General features: G+C 38.3%; 15 protein-coding genes. 14 read left to right on the top strand and 1 reads right to left on the bottom strand.

Going from position 1 to position 14,562, the window contains the following annotated elements:
• The first annotated feature begins 70 nt into the window (after positions 1 to 70).
• From spoIIR to D8Q48_RS08540, 10 genes are all read left to right on the top strand, one after another.
• Positions 71 to 790 carry a stage II sporulation protein R gene (spoIIR, locus tag D8Q48_RS08495; protein ID WP_118687919.1) on the top strand — a complete coding sequence of 240 codons (720 nt, stop codon included), beginning with the start codon at positions 71 to 73 and terminating at the stop codon, positions 788 to 790.
• A 50-nt stretch (positions 791 to 840) separates the two neighbouring features.
• Positions 841 to 1,542: an acyl-ACP thioesterase domain-containing protein gene (locus tag D8Q48_RS08500; protein ID WP_118687920.1), complete on the top strand. Its 702-nt coding sequence runs from the start codon at positions 841 to 843 to the stop codon at positions 1,540 to 1,542.
• A 65-nt stretch (positions 1,543 to 1,607) separates the two neighbouring features.
• Complete coding sequence (locus D8Q48_RS08505; protein ID WP_117990030.1) at positions 1,608 to 2,978, top strand: FAD-dependent protein; 1,371 nt, start codon at positions 1,608 to 1,610, stop codon at positions 2,976 to 2,978.
• A 21-nt stretch (positions 2,979 to 2,999) separates the two neighbouring features.
• Positions 3,000 to 3,752 (top strand): SseB family protein, encoded by a 753-nt coding sequence (locus tag D8Q48_RS08510; RefSeq protein WP_118724111.1) that lies wholly within the window; start codon positions 3,000 to 3,002, stop codon positions 3,750 to 3,752.
• Positions 3,753 to 3,764: 12 nt separating this feature from the next.
• Positions 3,765 to 4,586, top strand: coding sequence for a S1-like domain-containing RNA-binding protein (locus D8Q48_RS08515; RefSeq protein WP_117990032.1), 822 nt, complete (start codon positions 3,765 to 3,767; stop codon positions 4,584 to 4,586).
• An 88-nt stretch (positions 4,587 to 4,674) separates the two neighbouring features.
• Entirely contained in the window at positions 4,675 to 4,911 is a 237-nt protein-coding gene (locus D8Q48_RS08520; RefSeq protein WP_117990033.1) for a polya polymerase, read from the top strand.
• A 96-nt stretch (positions 4,912 to 5,007) separates the two neighbouring features.
• Entirely contained in the window at positions 5,008 to 8,481 is a 3,474-nt protein-coding gene (locus D8Q48_RS08525; protein ID WP_121056240.1) for a DNA polymerase III subunit alpha, read from the top strand.
• 114 nt (positions 8,482 to 8,595) lie between these two features.
• Positions 8,596 to 9,570 carry a 6-phosphofructokinase gene (pfkA, locus tag D8Q48_RS08530; protein WP_347562296.1) on the top strand — a complete coding sequence of 325 codons (975 nt, stop codon included), beginning with the start codon at positions 8,596 to 8,598 and terminating at the stop codon, positions 9,568 to 9,570.
• Between the two features lie 188 nt (positions 9,571 to 9,758).
• Positions 9,759 to 10,583, top strand: coding sequence for a glutamate racemase (murI, locus tag D8Q48_RS08535; protein ID WP_118737593.1), 825 nt, complete (start codon positions 9,759 to 9,761; stop codon positions 10,581 to 10,583).
• Between the two features lie 3 nt (positions 10,584 to 10,586).
• Positions 10,587 to 11,063 (top strand): DUF1934 domain-containing protein, encoded by a 477-nt coding sequence (locus D8Q48_RS08540; protein ID WP_118737592.1) that lies wholly within the window; start codon positions 10,587 to 10,589, stop codon positions 11,061 to 11,063.
• A 66-nt stretch (positions 11,064 to 11,129) separates the two neighbouring features.
• On the opposite strand, the gene D8Q48_RS08545 is transcribed toward D8Q48_RS08540, so the two are convergent.
• The gene (locus tag D8Q48_RS08545) at positions 11,130 to 11,603 is read right to left on the bottom strand and encodes a hypothetical protein (protein ID WP_022076000.1); all 474 of its coding nucleotides are present in this window, start codon (positions 11,601 to 11,603) and stop codon (positions 11,130 to 11,132) included.
• A gap of 246 nt (positions 11,604 to 11,849) precedes the next feature.
• Here D8Q48_RS08545 and tig point away from each other — a divergent pair, with 246 nt between their 5' ends.
• The 4 genes from tig to D8Q48_RS08560 all read left to right on the top strand — a co-directional run bounded on the left by tig (position 11,850) and on the right by D8Q48_RS08560 (position 14,547).
• Positions 11,850 to 12,962 (top strand): trigger factor, encoded by a 1,113-nt coding sequence (gene tig / locus D8Q48_RS08550; protein ID WP_121056243.1) that lies wholly within the window; start codon positions 11,850 to 11,852, stop codon positions 12,960 to 12,962.
• Between the two features lie 287 nt (positions 12,963 to 13,249).
• Complete coding sequence (locus D8Q48_RS08555; RefSeq protein ID WP_330514416.1) at positions 13,250 to 13,801, top strand: hypothetical protein; 552 nt, start codon at positions 13,250 to 13,252, stop codon at positions 13,799 to 13,801.
• On the top strand, positions 13,801 to 14,052 hold the full coding sequence (locus D8Q48_RS17880; RefSeq protein ID WP_330514417.1) for a hypothetical protein: 252 nt from the start codon (positions 13,801 to 13,803) through the stop codon (positions 14,050 to 14,052). The genes D8Q48_RS08555 and D8Q48_RS17880 overlap by 1 nt, the downstream gene beginning before the upstream one ends.
• A 93-nt stretch (positions 14,053 to 14,145) precedes the next feature.
• A complete protein-coding gene (locus D8Q48_RS08560; RefSeq protein WP_117990040.1) occupies positions 14,146 to 14,547 on the top strand; it encodes a hypothetical protein in 402 nt (133 codons plus the stop codon).
• Positions 14,548 to 14,562: the final 15 nt, after the last annotated feature.

A 14,562-nucleotide genomic window follows, 5' to 3' on the forward strand; every position in this document is an offset into this window, starting at 1 on the left:
TTTGATTTCGAATAAGAAGAATCAGAAATGGCAATACTCCCTGCATCAGAAAAGATGGAGGGAGTTAAACATGTTATCCGGTAAAAATCAAAAACTGATAAGGACATCTGCTTATCAATATGAAGATGAATTACAATATGAAAATAAATTTGCGAGGCGGGAACTTAGGTGGACAAGAGTAGGTCTGCTGTTGTGTGCCACTTTGCTGGCGGTATTAGTCATAATCATTGTTGGATGGCAAAGTATGATGATATCAGAGGCTCGTATGCAGCAACATCTTGCACAAGAAGTATTGCGTTTTCATGTGCTGGCGAACAGCGATAGCGAAGAAGACCAGGCACTGAAAATGAAAGTGAAAGAAAAGGTTATCGAATTGCTGAAAGAGGAAATTCCGGAAGGGATGAATGTGACAGAAACAGCAGATTGGATGAGAAGGAATACGGATAAACTGAGAAACTGTGCACAACAGGTTGTACTTGAAAATGGGTATGACTATCCAATAAGTGCAGCAGTTACAACTTGTTATTTTCCGGAAAAGACATATGGGGATGTAAGATTTCCAGCCGGAAACTATGAAGCTTTGAGAATTGAGATAGGAGAGGCTAAGGGGCATAACTGGTGGTGCGTTTTATATCCGGGACTTTGTTTTTTGAATACAACAAATGCAGTTGTTCCGGAGGAGGGAAAGCAAAAGTTGAGGTCTGTTTTGACAGAAGATGAATATGCACAGATTACGTCAACAACGGAATTTCATATTAGATGGAAACTGTTGCCAGGCTTGAATAAATAAAAAAGATAAAATATACTAATTATGACAGACATTTTAGAGAGGAAATACAGATGTATACATTCGATAGTAAAGTAAGATACAGTGAGATAGATCATCGAGGAACAATGACATTACCGGCGTTAATCAATTATTTCCAAGATTGCAGTACATTTCAATCAGAGTCTTTAGGTTTTGGGGTGAAAGCTGCAAAAGAGAAGAAAAAAGCATGGATTCTTTCTTATTGGCAGGTTGTTGTAGAACGGTATCCCAAGTTAGGAGAAGAAATTACAGTGGGAACATTTGCCAGTGATTTCAAGGGCTTGTTTGGAGAACGTAATTTTGTGATGCTGGATAAAGAGAATAACAGACTTTCATGTGCCAATTCACTCTGGGTTTATATGGATATGGAGAAAGGACGTCCGATTTTGCCGGACAAAGAAGAAATCGAAGCATATGGAACAGAACCGAAACTGGATATGGATTATGAAGGCAGAAAAATCAGACCGGCAGCAGAATATGAGGAAAGAGAAGCTTTTCCGGTGAGAAAATATCATATCGATACGAATGAACATGTGAATAATTGCCAGTATGTACAATTTGCAATGGAATTGCTTCCAAAAGATCAGGTTATACATCAGGTTCGTGTAGGTTATAAGAAGTCTGCAGTTCTAGGTGATATTATTTATCCAAAGTATGCAAAGGAAACGGATCGTACAGTAATTGAGTTATGTGATGAAAAAGGGCTATCTTATGCGACTGTTGAAGTGAAATAGATATATATATTTTCAAAAAAATAGTGTATAGTAAGAGATGAAGTTAACAAATCAGGAGGAAAAGTATGAAATACGATGTAATTATTATAGGAGCCGGACCGGGAGGAATTTTCTCGGCGTATGAGCTGGTAAAAAGAAAACCAGAATTAAAAATTGCAGTTTTTGAGTTGGGAAATTCATTAGAGAGACGTCGTTGTCCAATCGATGGTAAAAAAGTAAAAAGTTGTATCAAATGTAAAACATGTGCGATTATGAGTGGATTCGGTGGGGCCGGAGCATTTTCAGATGGAAAATACAATATTACGAATGCATTTGGCGGAACATTGTACGAGCATATCGGAAGAGATACAGCCATTGATTTGATGAAGTATGTAGATGAAATTAATATTGAGCATGGCGGAGAGGGAACTAAAATGTACTCTACAGCCGGAACAAAATTCAAAAAATTATGTATGCAGAATAAACTGCAGCTGTTAGATGCATCAGTAAGACATCTTGGAACAGATATCAACTATGTTGTATTGGAAAATATTTATGCAGAATTGAAAGATAAAGTGGAATTCCGTTTTGAATATCCGGTAGATCATCTGGAAGCAATCGAAGGCGGATATCGAGTATTCTGTGGGGATGATTTTGACGATTGTGAAAAATGTGTTGTATCTGTAGGACGTAGCGGAAGTAAGTGGATGTCAAAAGTATGTGAAGAGATGAAGATTCCGACAATGTCTAACAGAGTAGACCTTGGGGTACGTGTAGAAATTCCATCACAGATTTTCTCTCATCTGACAGATGAATTATATGAAAGCAAGATTGTATATCGTACAGAAAAATTCGAAGATAATGTGCGTACATTCTGTATGAATCCAAATGGAATCGTTGTAAATGAAAATACAAAGGGTATCGTGACAGTAAACGGACACAGTTACGAAGACAAGGATAAACAGACAGAAAATACAAACTTTGCACTTCTTGTGTCAAAGCATTTTTCAGAGCCATTCAAGGACAGTAATGGATATGGTGAAAGTATCGCACGTTTATCTAATATGCTTGGCGGAGGAGTTATCGTACAGCGTTTTGGGGATTTGATCCGTGGAAGACGAAGCAATGAAAAACGTATTGAAGAAGGACTTGTTCGTCCGACATTGGCTGCAACACCGGGAGATTTGAGCCTTGTGCTTCCAAAACGAATTTTAGATGGAATTATTGAGATGATCTATGCTTTGGATAAAATCGCACCGGGAACAGCAAATGATGATACATTGCTCTATGGTGTAGAAGTAAAATTCTATAACATGGAGGTAGAGATTGATGAGAATCTTGAAACATTGTATAAAGGCTTATATGTAATCGGAGACGGAAGCGGAGTAACACACTCTCTTTCTCACGCATCTGCAAGTGGTGTTTATGTAGCAAGACATATAGCTGAAAATATGTAAGATGGGAAGGAAATAACAGAGATGGACAACGAAAAAGAAGTGTTAGGAAAATTAAGAAATTCAGAAGCAATTTATGTGCCGATGTCAGAATGTACAAAGATGCCATTTGTACTATGTGACGAGGAAACATTTGATGATGAAATTTTAGTTTTCTTTGATGAGGAACATGCAAAGGAAGAATGTAAAAAATTGATGGAGCAGAAAAATCCTCTTCATATTATTAAATTAGATCATAAATTTCTGCTTTCCTTTTATTCCAGTCTGATGCCGATGGGAATCAATGCAATTGTAGTAGAGAAAGGGACAGAGCAGGAGATGATTATTCAGTTGTCCTCTTTGATCACAAGAAAGAATGGCAGCGAAGATGCTCAGGGAAGACCGATTGTAGAGAATCCGGAACTTCAGCTTACAGCATTATATTTTATGCAGCAGCTTCGTAAGACAGAAGATCTTCAAATGACAGAGGAGCTTAAAGAGATACAGGAAGAGATGCTGGCACATTATGTAAAAGGTACATATATTGTTGCATATCAGGAAGATCAAGGTGTTGCAATTTTAAGACAGAAGGATGGAAAGGTATTACAGCCATTATTTACAGATATCCAGGAATATTTGAAGTTCCAAAATTCGCAGAAAGATGTGAAATTTAAGACAGCTGTTATCGAAGCAGAAAATCTTTCAAAGATTCTGGCAAAAGAGACAACAGGCGTTGTAGTAAATCCTTACAGTATTAATCTGCAGTTGCAGGTTAATAGAAAAAACGAAGAGAATTAATAGGAGATAAGTATGAAATTAGGAGAAAAGCAGGTTCTGACTGTTGTGAAGATAGTGGACTTTGGAGTGTATCTTGGAAGTGATGAGGAACGAGTATTACTTCCGAAAAAACAGGTGCCTTCTGGAATTGAAGTGGGAGATCCGATTGAAGTATTCTTATATAAGGATTCTTCAGACCGCCTGATCGCAACAACAAACGAACCAAAACTTACGATTGGTCAGCTTGCAGTTTTAGAGGTTGCAGATACAAGCCGTATGGGTGCCTTTTTGAACTGGGGATTGGAAAAAGATCTTTTTCTTCCATTTAAGCAGCAGACTGCAAAGGTAGAAAAAGGCGATCATTGTCTTGTAACATTGTATATTGATAAGAGTGATCGTTTGTGTGCAACAATGAAAGTGTATCATCAGCTGCGTACAGATTCTCCATATAAAAAAGATGATAAGGTAAGTGGAATCATTTATGACAGAAGCGATGAATTTGGTATGTTTGTAGCAGTTGACAATCAGTTTTCCGCAAGAATTCCAAAGAAAGAATGTAATGGAAGACTCCGTGTCGGAGATATGATTGATGCACGAGTTACAGCAGTAAAAGAAGATGGAAAATTGGACTTAAGTGTCAGAGATAAGATTCCGGAGCAGATGGATAAGGATGCTGAGCAGATTTTACAGGGAATCAAAAATCATGGCGGAAAGCTTCCATTTACAGATAAAGCAGATCCAGAGGTTATCAAGGAAGAGTTTGGAATGAGCAAAGCTGCATTTAAGCGTGCAGTAGGACGCCTTTTAAAGCAGAAGAAGATAGAAATTCTTGAAAATGGAATTCGAATGCGTTAAAACTATTGCAATCCAAATAAAATTGATTATAATAAAAAAGAAGACATAAAGGAATCATGAAGTAGAGAAACGAAAGGAGAACATAGAGATGAAAGTACAGAATATTACAGATATTGATGCATTTTTCAAAGTAGTAGATAATTGTGTTGGAAAGGTTGAGTTAGTAACAGGTGAAGGAGACAGACTGAACCTCAAATCAAAACTTTCTCAGTATGTATCTATGGCAAATATTTTCTCAAATGGAGAGATTCCAGAGTTAGAGATTATTGCTTACGAAAAAGAAGATACAGATAGACTGATTAAATTCATGCTTGATGGAGAATAAGATTTTTCTGAATTAAGAATGTTGATATTGAGAAGTGATGAAAAGGGTAGTTTCCATATGGGAACCACCCTTTTTGAATCATAAAAGAGGTAGAATATGAATTTTTCACATTTACATGTCCATACGGAGTATAGTCTGCTGGATGGTTCTAATAAAATAAAAGAATATGTAGCCAGGGTTAAAGAACTTGGGATGAACAGTGCCGCAATCACAGATCATGGAGTTATGTATGGTGTGATTGATTTTTACCGGGAAGCAAAAAAGAATGGAATCAAGCCGATTCTTGGCTGTGAGGTTTATGTTGCGCCAAATTCCCGTTTCGACCGAGAGATTACAGGTGGTGAGGACAGGTATTATCATCTTGTTCTTTTGGCAGAGAATAATACAGGATATTCAAATTTGATGAAGATCGTTTCAAAAGGATTCGTGGATGGGTATTATTATAAACCTCGAGTAGATAAGTCATTACTGAGAGAATATCATGAAGGTATCATTGCATTGAGTGCATGTCTGGCGGGGGAAGTTCCGCGTTATATTTCAAAAGGATTATATGACAATGCAAAAAAAACGGCATTAGAGTATCAGGAAATATTTGGAAAAGGTAACTTCTTTTTAGAATTACAGGATCATGGGATTCCAGAGCAGGGAATTGTAAACCAGAGATTGTTACAGATGTCAGAGGAGCTTGGCATTGAACTTGTGGCGACGAATGATGTGCATTACACTTATGCAGAAGACGAGAAACCACACGATATTTTGTTATGTATACAGACCGGCAAGAAATTACAGGATGAAAATCGTATGCGTTACGAAGGCGGGCAGTATTATGTGAAATCACCGGAAGAAATGGCAAATTTATTTCCATATGCATTGCAGGCACTGGAGAATACTCAGAAAATAGCAGACCGTTGTGATGTAGAGATTGAATTTGGTGTGACAAAACTACCGAAATACGATGTGCCGGATGGCATGACATCGTGGGAATATCTCAATAAGTTATGTTATGAAGGTCTGGAGAGGCGATACGAAAAGCCGTCGGAAGAATTGCGGGAGCGATTGAAATATGAGCTGGATACGATTCAGCATATGGGGTATGTAGATTATTTTCTGATTGTGTGGGATTTTATTAATTATGCGAAAAGACATGATATTGCGGTAGGACCGGGACGTGGGTCGGCAGCTGGAAGTATTGTGTCATACTGTCTTGAAATTACGAATATTGATCCGATGCGTTATCAACTTCTGTTTGAGCGATTCCTAAATCCAGAGCGTGTATCTATGCCCGATATTGACGTGGACTTTTGTTTTGAACGCCGTCCAGAGGTAATCGATTATGTTATGCGTAAATATGGAAAAGACCGTGTGGTACAAATCGTTACATTTGGTACACTGGCAGCAAGAGGAGTAATACGTGATGTAGGACGTGTCATGGATCTGCCATACGCATTTGTTGATAATATTGCAAAGATGATACCGCAGGAGTTAAATATCACGATTGATAAGGCTTTGAAAATGAATTCAGAGCTTAGAAGTACTTACGAATCCGATGAACAGGTAAAATATCTGATAGATATGTGTAAGAGACTGGAGGGCTTACCGAGACACAGTTCAATGCATGCGGCAGGTGTTGTGATCAGTCAGAAGTCGGTGGATGAATATGTACCATTGTCAAGAGCATCAGATGGAACGATCGTGACACAGTTTACAATGACAACACTGGAAGAACTTGGCCTTTTGAAAATGGATTTCCTGGGGCTTCGTACATTAACGGTAATTCAGAATGCGGTGAATCTGGCAAAACAAAAGAATCCGGATTTTCAGATTGATAAAATAGATTACAATGATCAGGCGGTTTTAGATTATATCGGAACAGGTAAGACAGATGGTATATTCCAGTTAGAAAGCGCCGGTATGAAGGGATTTATGAAGGAATTGAAACCACATAGTCTGGAAGATATCATTGCAGGAATTTCATTATATCGTCCGGGTCCGATGGATTTCATTCCACAGTATATCAAGGGTAAAAATGATGCATCTTCTATCACTTATGATTGTCCACAGCTGGAATCAATCCTTGCACCGACATATGGTTGTATCGTATACCAGGAACAGGTTATGCAGATCGTACAGGCACTAGCAGGATATACACTGGGGCGAAGTGATTTACTGCGAAGAGCAATGTCAAAGAAAAAGGGCGATGTCATGCAGAAAGAACGACAGATCTTTGTGTATGGAGATGAAGAAACAGGTGTACCCGGATGTATCAAGAATGGAATTGACGAGAAAACAGCAAATAAAATCTATGATGAAATGATCGATTTTGCAAAATACGCATTTAATAAATCGCATGCGGCAGCATATGCGGTTGTCTCATATCAGACAGCATTTTTAAAATACTATTATCCGGTAGAATATATGGCTGCACTTATGACATCTGTGATTGAAAATCCTTCTAAGGTTGCAGCTTATATCTATGCATGTCGTCAAATGAATATTAAGATTCTGCCACCGGATATAAATCGTGGATATGCGGACTTCTCAGTTGATGAAGGGAATATCCGTTATGGTCTGGCTGCAATTAAAAGTATTGGAAAACCGGTTATTCAGACAATTGTAGAAGAACGTAAAGAATATGGTGAGTTCAAGAACCTGGAAGATTTTATCAGTCGTATGTCGACTAGAGAAGCATTAAATAAACGTGCGATTGAGAACTTTATCAAGGCAGGTGCACTGGATTGCCTTGGTGGAACGAGAAAACAGTTCATGAGCATTTACATTCAGATAGTAGATCATGTCAATCAGGAAAAGAAATACTCTATGACAGGGCAGATGAGTTTATTTGATCTGGTCAGTGAGGAAGAAAAGAGTGATTTTCAGATCCAGCTTCCGAAAGTGGGAGAATATGCGAAAGAAACAAAGCTCGCCTTTGAAAAAGAAGTCTTAGGTGTGTATATTAGTGGACATCCTTTGGAAGAATATGAAGAGCAGTGGCAGAAGGCTATCTCAGCAACGACATTGGATTTCCAGTTAGACGAAGAAAGCAATCATTCTAAAGTACACGATGGAGCAAGAGAAATCATTGGTGGTTTCATTACAGAAAAAACGATGAAGGCTACAAAGACAAATCAGATGATGGCATTCGTAGCATTGGAGGATTTGCTTGGAACGGTTGAGGTTGTTGTGTTTCCGCGCGATTACGAAAAAAACAGGAATCTTTTAGAAGTAGACAGGAAAGTGTTTATCAAAGGGCGCGTGTCAGAAGAAGATGATAAACCAAGTAAATTGATATGTGAGAAAGTAGTTCCTTTCAATCAGATAAAGAGGGAGTTATGGATTCAATTTCCGGATAAAGCGGATTATTTAAAAAACGAACAGATCGTATATGGATATCTTGCAGATTCCGAAGGGGAAGACGAAGTTATTATTTACTGTCAGGCAGAACGGGCTGTAAAACGCCTTCCAAAGAATAGGAATATACAGATTGCACCGCAGGTACTTAGCAAATTGATGAATCATTATGGCGAAAAACGTGTAAAAGTGGTCGAAAAGACTATTGAAAACAAGATATAAATAGTTTAGAATAACTCTAGAGTGTTAAAAAATAAGCAAACTATAAGGGATTATTATTTTGAAAGGTGGACAATCAAAATGGCAGAAAAAAACAGAAAAGAAGAATTAGAACAGATTGAAGACCGCGTGCGTACAATTGGTGTACTGACAAGTGGTGGAGATGCACCGGGAATGAATGCAGCAATTCGTGCTGTAGTAAGAACAGCTATAGCAAATGGAATCCGAGTATGTGGAATCCGTAGAGGATATCATGGATTATTAAAAGAAGAGATCATTGAATTAACAGCACGTGATGTAGCTGATACAATTCAGCGTGGTGGTACAATTCTTCAGACAGCTCGTTGTCAGACAATGCGTACAGAAGAAGGACAGCAGAAAGCAGCAGCAATCTGTAAAAAATATGGTATTGATGGTCTTGTTGTAATCGGTGGAGACGGATCATTTGCAGGAGCACAGAAGCTGGCTAATTTAGGTGTTAGAACAATCGGTCTTCCGGGAACAATTGATTTGGATATTGCATGTACAGATTATACAATCGGATTTGATACAGCTGTTAACACAGCTATGGAAGCAATTGATAAAGTACGTGATACATCTACATCTCATGAGCGTTGCAGTATCATCGAGGTTATGGGTCGTGGTGCAGGTTACCTTGCATTGTGGTGTGGTATTGCCAACGGTGCAGAGAAAATTTTACTTCCAGAAGAACATGATTATGATGAGCAGTCTATGATCGATGATATTATGGAATGTAAGAAACGCGGTAAGAAGAACTACATCATTATCAATGCAGAAGGTGTTGGAGATTCTATCAATATGGCTAAGAGAATTGAAGAGGCAACAGGAATTGAGACAAGAGCAACAATTCTTGGACACATGCAGCGTGGTGGAAGCCCGACATGTAAAGACCGTGTATATGCATCTGTAATGGGAGCAAAGGCAGTAGAGCTTCTTATGGAAGGTAAGTCAAATCGTGTTGTTGGATACAGACATGGTGAGTTTATTGATTTTGATATCAATGAAGCATTGTCTATGAAAAAAGAAATCCCGGCACATCAGTATGAGATTTCTAAAACTCTTGCACTGTAAGAAAAGTGAACATGATAAAAAAGAGGATGATGAAGCATTGAGAGGCTTGTCATCCTCTTTTTCATTACAATACTTGCGGAGATGTGATGAATGGTATAATATATAAGAACAGTTCTGTTTCAGATTACACGAATATAGCAGAACGAATATAGTAAACCATAAAACGATTAGAGTGGGAGATAGATATAGTGAATGATAAGTGTAAAAATTCAGCACCGATTGGAGTGTTTGATTCCGGGGTTGGCGGGCTTACAGTAGTAAGAGAGATCGTCAGACAATTGCCGGATGAAAATATCGTATATTTTGGGGATACGGCTCGTGTACCATACGGAAGCAAGTCGAAAAATACGATCATTCGATTTTCAGAGCAGATTATTCGCTTTTTAAAAACAAAAGATGTTAAGGCGATTGTGATTGCCTGTAATACAGCAAGTGCACTTGCATTAGATGCAGTAAGACATGAGTTTGATGTGCCGATTATCGGAGTGGTAATTCCGGGAGCAAGAGCAGCGGTGGAGGCGACACAAGATAACAAAGTAGGAGTTATCGGGACTGACGCTACAGTTCAGAGCGGTATGTACACAAAAATCATACAAGGAATGAACCCTGATATTCAAGTGATTGAAAAGGCATGTCCATTATTTGTGCCACTTGTAGAAGAAGGATTTAAAGAACATGTCGTGACAGAAGAAATTATCGAGTATTATTTACAATCCATGAAAGAATCAGATATTGATGCGATGATTCTGGGCTGTACACATTATCCATTACTTCGTTCAAAGATACGCAGTTATATGGGAGAGCGTATTCAGATTGTAAATCCGGCATACGAGACTGCGATGGATCTGAAACAATTGTTAAAAGAAGGAAATATGGCAAATGATCGTTCAAAGATGCATAGTCATTACGAATTTTACGTAAGTGATACGGCAGAAAAGTTTAGACAATTTGCAAATACGGTGATGCCATTTGATGTGCCAGAGACTAATGTAGTCAATATAGAGGAGTATTAAAAGATGACAAAAGATGTATTGGTGAGCATTTCAGGACTTCATACCGATGTTATGCAGGAGGCAGAAGAGGAAAACGAAGCCATTGAAGTGGTGAATCCTGCCAACTATTATTTCCGTAACGGAAAACATTATATAGTATATGATGAGCCGGTAGAAGGAGTGTCAGGCACCATAAAAAATAAATTAAAAATTACAGAAGATCAAGTTGTGGAAATTATGAAATCTGGTGTTTCCAATGCACACATGATCTTTGAAAAAAATAAAAAGAACCAGACCTATTATTCTACTCCATATGGACAGATGCTTGTCGGAGTGAATACAAAAGAGATGAAGGTTGATATAAAAGAGAACAGAATAGATATTCTGATTGATTATGAACTTCATGTGAATCATGAGGCCGTAGCAGACAGCAGAATTAAAATGAATATTATTTCTAAGTCAGATTATAGGGCAAACATCGCAGGAGCGACAGAAATATAAGAAATGCATATGTTAAAGTAATAAAAATGGACAAGGGTGAAATGTGAATCATCCTTGTCCATTGTTTTATTTTTTGTTTTTACTTTTTGTGTTAGTCTTATTGTCTTTCTTAAAGCGATCCATGAATTTCTTCTTTTTAGGTGGTGTTTCCAAAGGACCACGAACACCTCTTACGCTTGTAATGTAGATTCCGCTGACAACAGCTTTGACTTCTTTCTTTACTGGAACCAGTGGAAATACCTGTGCATCGCACATGAAAGTCATAATCTTAGGTCCAACCTTTGCTTTTACAACAGGCACCTTTGAACGACGAAGATACTTTGGTGTATTTTCAATAACGACAGAAGGAAAACCTGCATCTTTTAATTTCATCTTTCCCTTATCGATAATCAACATATTCATGGTCTGAGCCATCGCATCCATCTGTGCTTTCTGTTCAGCCTGTTTTTTCTCAGCTTTCTTTCCAAAAAAATACAGTGCAACTAATGCAATGATCAGTACGGCAAGAATTACCAGCATTACAATCATTCCTGTACTCACGACAAACCCTCCTATTAAATTAAATGTAGAGCGGATATCAAGAAATCCGCAATTATGCATTTAGTATTGTATCATTGTTTAGAGTGAAGCGCAAGTAAAACAAGTGCAGAAATCGGGTAAAAGATAAAGGAAAAAGGTGTGTTTAAACAGTGTTCCAACTTTTATTCTAAAATAAAGTATGGTACAATGTAAGCATATGTTTTGGCTTGTATGGGTCATATAAATAAATCATGAGGTGAATTTAAAATGAAGAAAAAATTAGTAGCACTTACTTTAGCGGCAGTGATGACAATATCTATGGCTGGATGTGGAAATACAATGTCCGATGAGTACGTTACGATTAATAAATATAAAGGGTTGGAGATAACAGAGGTTGAGAAAACAGAGGTGACAGATGAAACTGTAGAGAATACAGTAAAGAGCTATCTTACTGCAGCACCGTTAAAAACAGAGATAACGGATCGTGCCGCACAGGATGGGGATACAGTAGACATTGATTTTGTTGGTAAAGTTGATGGAAAAGCATTTGACGGAGGAACAGCATCCGGTGCATCTTTAAAAATCGGATCTGGAACATACATTGGGGCAAATGGAGATTACAAAGGATTTGAAGAGCAGATCATCGGTCATAAGAAAGGGGACAAGTTTGATATCGAAGTGAAGTTCCCGGATGATTATTCTGAAAGTACTCTGGCAGGTAAGGTTGCGACATTTAGTATTACGTTAAATGGAATTTATGAAGTAAGTGATGATACAGAGATTACAGACGAGTGGGTAAAACAGAACAGCGATACAGCAGAGACTGTAGAAGAATTCAAAGAAGAAATCCGTACGAAGATGAAAGAGAACAATGAGTCTACGAGACAGAGTCAGCTTCAGTCAGAGGTTTTAGAAGCATTGAGCGAACAGGTTGAGGTGAAGAAATATCCAGATGGAGATATAGACAAAGAATATCAGGCAGTGGAAGACTATTATACGGCATATGCACAGCAGTATGGTATGGAGCTTGCGGATTTCCTTGAGACGTATATGAATATGACAGAGGATGATTTTAAAAAGAAAGCAAAAGAAGTTGCAGAGGAGTCAGTAAAGAAAAAACTGGCCTGCGAATTACTTGCAAAGAAAAAGAAACTGGAGCCTTCTGATAAAGAATATGAAAAGAAAGTAGAAGAATATGCAGAAAAAGCCGGATATGAAGATGTAGATGCATTTAGAAAAGCATATGATGAAGATACAATCCGTGCAACAATCCTTCAGGAGGCTGTAGCGAATTATTTGTTGGAAAGCAGTGTGCAGGTAGAGGCAGCAAGTACAGATAATTCAACAGATGGCTCTTCAAGTGATGCAACAAATAAGTAGTTTATCTCAGTCGAGAAGACTCCCACCTCTTCAGGTGGTGAGTAATAGCAAATTTGTCTCAGTGGGAGTCTAATCTTCGACTGAGATAAACGCTCCGCGAGGATGCGCAGTGATTCTGATAGGAATATGTCAGCTTCGCTGACCAGAATCACGCGCCAAGTCTCACGTACGTTCGACTTGAACTCAGTCGAGAAGACTCCCATCTCTTCAGGTGGTGAGGAGTAGACGTTCGACTTGAACGGACAAATAAAAATGTAGATAGGGTAAAGAGTTAGGAGGAATTACGAATGGCGGTTAAGTTGGAAAATGAATTTCTATGTGTAGAGATTGCAGAGATGGGGGCAGAAGTAACACGAATTTACGACAAGACAGAAGACAATGAGATTTTGTGGGAAGGGAATCCGGTTTATTGGAAACGTCATTCACCGGTTTTATTTCCAAATGTAGGTAAGACATATAAAAATAGAGTGCTGATCAACGGAACTCAATATCCAACTTCCCAGCATGGATTTGCAAGAGATAATGTATTTACATGTATCGAAGCTGCAAATGAAAAGGCTTCTTTTATGTTCCGTTCTTCAGAAGAGACAAAAGAAGTTTATCCGTTTGATTTTGAATTGCATATTAACTACAAGCTGAACAAGAAAGAACTTACAGTAGAGTGGCAGGTTAAGAATTGCGGTGATGAAACAATGTATTTTACAATTGGCGGACATCCGGCATTTCGATTTGCAAAGCCAGAAGAAACAAAAGCAGACTATGTATTAAAGGTTCCGGGAAAAGAGAAGCTGGAGTATGTTTTAATCGATATAAGCTGTTTGCAAAGGATGCACTTGTAGTGGACAATGGACAGATTGAAGAAGCATGGCTGTGCCACAAGGACGGAACACCATATGTTGGAGTTCGAAGCGCAGGCTTTCCGAACTATGGTATTTGGTCAGTAGAAGGAGCTCCATTTGTATGTTTGGAACCTTGGATGGGACGATGCGATAATGTTGGATTTAATGCAGAGTTATCCGAGAAACCAAATGTAAATAAAGTGGAAGCAGGAGAAAAATTTATAAAAGATTATACAATCGTAGTTGCATAATTCTTGTAAGTCAAACTGCCAGGAGTGAATAGGGGAAGATAGAGTTAAATCTGTGCAGTAATTAAAAACAGGAAGAAGCAATGGGAGAAAAAGATGGGGAAAGAGATAGAAAAAAGTGGTTTTCAGAAAGTACTTTCAGAGATTGACGAGGCAGTAAAACCATACAACTTTGCAGATGGCGTGTTACCGGGAATTCTTATTTACGATGATACTCCATCCTGCGGAACATATCAGCTCGGGATAGTAGATTGTTCGGAGGAATCAAGAAAGAACGATAATAATGTAGAACCGGTGTTTACAATCCATGTAAATGGATGTGAGCAGCCGGGAGAAAACATGTTCGGTGACTCACAGGGAGTGATGAAAGAATCAGACATTCCGACATTTTTTATAGAATTAGGAACAACAATCCGAGGAACGGGCAAGACATTCGATACTTGGTTTAAAGATACACCGGAAGGGTTGAGAAAAATTTTAGATCAGTATCTGAAATAAAAGGAAAAGGTGAGT

This window comes from Ruminococcus sp. B05, from assembly GCF_003628495.1.
GTDB classification, from domain to species: domain Bacteria; phylum Bacillota; class Clostridia; order Lachnospirales; family Lachnospiraceae; genus Schaedlerella; species Schaedlerella hominis.

Coding starts and splice junctions, on each gene's coding strand:
- D8Q48_RS08555 (WP_330514416.1), top strand. CDS start 13,250: ATGGCGGTTAAGTTGGAAAATGAATTTCTATGTGTAGAGATTGCAGAG.
- D8Q48_RS08515 (WP_117990032.1), top strand. CDS start 3,765: ATGAAATTAGGAGAAAAGCAGGTTCTGACTGTTGTGAAGATAGTGGAC.
- D8Q48_RS08525 (WP_121056240.1), top strand. CDS start 5,008: ATGAATTTTTCACATTTACATGTCCATACGGAGTATAGTCTGCTGGAT.
- D8Q48_RS08560 (WP_117990040.1), top strand. CDS start 14,146: ATGGGGAAAGAGATAGAAAAAAGTGGTTTTCAGAAAGTACTTTCAGAG.
- D8Q48_RS08505 (WP_117990030.1), top strand. CDS start 1,608: ATGAAATACGATGTAATTATTATAGGAGCCGGACCGGGAGGAATTTTC.
- tig (WP_121056243.1), top strand. CDS start 11,850: ATGAAGAAAAAATTAGTAGCACTTACTTTAGCGGCAGTGATGACAATA.
- D8Q48_RS08540 (WP_118737592.1), top strand. CDS start 10,587: ATGACAAAAGATGTATTGGTGAGCATTTCAGGACTTCATACCGATGTT.
- spoIIR (WP_118687919.1), top strand. CDS start 71: ATGTTATCCGGTAAAAATCAAAAACTGATAAGGACATCTGCTTATCAA.
- D8Q48_RS08520 (WP_117990033.1), top strand. CDS start 4,675: ATGAAAGTACAGAATATTACAGATATTGATGCATTTTTCAAAGTAGTA.
- D8Q48_RS08510 (WP_118724111.1), top strand. CDS start 3,000: ATGGACAACGAAAAAGAAGTGTTAGGAAAATTAAGAAATTCAGAAGCA.
- D8Q48_RS08500 (WP_118687920.1), top strand. CDS start 841: ATGTATACATTCGATAGTAAAGTAAGATACAGTGAGATAGATCATCGA.